This window comes from Bradyrhizobium sp. 197, from assembly GCF_023073375.1.
Taxonomy (GTDB): Bacteria; Pseudomonadota; Alphaproteobacteria; order Rhizobiales; family Xanthobacteraceae; genus Bradyrhizobium.
Genome location: NZ_JADPJJ010000043.1, coordinates 1 through 1,269 on the forward strand (window position 1 = coordinate 1; position 1,269 = coordinate 1,269).

The 1,269-nt window shown below is 58.3% G+C and carries 1 protein-coding gene and 1 pseudogene; both read right to left on the minus strand.

The window, feature by feature from the left end; translation table 11 throughout:
- Positions 1-280 (minus strand): annotated as a pseudogene (locus IVB27_RS09670) (tyrosine-type recombinase/integrase); the annotation flags it as partial.
- A 406-nt stretch (positions 281-686) separates the two neighbouring features.
- Positions 687-1,269, minus strand: a 583-nt coding sequence (locus IVB27_RS09675; protein WP_247443161.1) for an HD-GYP domain-containing protein, incomplete at its 5' end; no start/stop codon positions are given.

The following is a 1,269-nucleotide window of genomic DNA, read 5'->3' on the forward strand; positions in this document are numbered from 1 at the left end:
ATAATAGCCGCACATATTGCCGAGCGGGCAGGCTGCTCCCGAGGCCTCTACGGCCGGTGAACAGACGGTTGCCAGGCTTCTTGCCCGTCGCCCTCAGGAAGTCATCGATGGCTTGGCGGGTAGACTCTGTAAGTTCGAACTTGACCGGCCGTCCAGTTTTCTTTTGGCGGACGCTTGCTCTATCGGCGGCATAGCCGCTTGGTGCCACGTCATCGACTTTCAAACCCACCACGTCGCAGCCACGAAGCTTGCTGTCGATGGCGATGTTGAACGACGCCACATCGCGGATCGTCCCTCAACCTGGAGCTTCGTCCGGATAGAGCAAACGTGCTTCGGCCGAGTGGCGGCTTGGCGCCAACAATCTTACCCTTGTTCCACGGGACGCGCTTTTGGACGTTCTCTGTGGCATTTGAGACGGCGGTCATGATGACCTCCTCAGTTGATGAGGCCGGTCACTTTCGAACGTGTCACCTTCTGAACCTACGTCGGCTTTCGGACGAGTGGAGCCGTCCTTAGGTCCAATTCGATGGATTAGAGTTCGCAATTTGACCCATAGCAGACCTCGGCTCTTGGCTCTTGCTCACGCTAGCTTAACAAATGACCCTGATAGAGTGAAAGCCGCTTTGCTATGATTCTCTCGTGATTTGCGGGGAAGCTGATGAGGTCCACCGTGCCGTGCATCAATCTCATCTGGCTAGCGCAACTTCCTTGAACGAGACGACCAGCGCCTTCTCGAGCTTTCCTTTCATGCTGCAGAGAATGTCGTAGGCCGCCTCACGGGGCATGGTCGGCTTGTACTGCCGGTGCTCGATCAGCGCCGCGAAAATATCCGAGATGGTGAGGATGCGAACGATGTCCGTGATGCTCTCGGCGCAGAGGCCGTCGGGATAGCCGCTGCCGTCGAGATACTCGTGATGGTGCCGGACGGAGTCGAGTATTTCGGATGAGATAGAGCCGTGCTCCTTCAGCACGTCATAACCCGCTGCCGGATGGGTCTCGACCAGCGCGCGCTCGTTGTCATCGAGGCGTCCCGGCTTGTCCAGAACCGCTAAGGGAATCCTGGCCTTTCCGATGTCGTGGAACATCGCAGCGGTAGAGAGCCGTTCAAGGTCGCTTTTGCGGACGCCGAGACTGAGGCCGAAATCGATCGCGACGCCGGTTACGAGAAGGCAGTGTTGGTAGGTTCCCTCATGATGGCGCCGCACCGTGGTCAGCCATTCGGATAGCCCGTGCTCGGAAATCCGGTTGGTGATCATGCGGCCGGCCTCC